Annotated in this window: 1 protein-coding gene; it reads left to right on the forward strand. The window is 48.4% G+C overall.

The annotated features are described in order from the left end of the window. Positions 1-395: Aq_1262 family (lipo)protein (locus tag CWC14_RS18655; RefSeq protein ID WP_502705436.1), on the forward strand; the 395-nt coding region annotated here is incomplete at both ends.

The following is a 395-nucleotide window of genomic DNA, read 5'->3' on the forward strand; positions in this document are numbered from 1 at the left end:
CTAGCACCTTTTGGCCCACCAACGGCTCCACCGGTGATGTGATGATCCGCCTTGGTGCTCCCTTTCGTGAACTTAACGGGCAATATAATCAAGATGTATACATTGCCAACCTAAGCTTAGTGGAGATCGCCATTAAGGGCTTAGAGCAATTGAGTACGGCTTCTATCTCCGAGCAAGCGGTCGGTGTAGATCTTAACGGCAACAACCGACTCGAAAAGCAAATACACGCTATTAGCAAACGCAGTCACTACTTAGGCGATGCCCAAGATATCGAATTGGCTTACCAGCTCTACCCTCAAGAGACTGAGTTTTTACATACCGTGCGTTACATTGGCGTGGACCCACAAGGGCGTATTTATAATGCACCACGCATGAAAGAAGTACGCTACATGCGC

Source organism: Pseudoalteromonas sp. S3260 (assembly GCF_005886925.1).
GTDB classification, from domain to species: domain Bacteria; phylum Pseudomonadota; class Gammaproteobacteria; order Enterobacterales; family Alteromonadaceae; genus Pseudoalteromonas; species Pseudoalteromonas tetraodonis.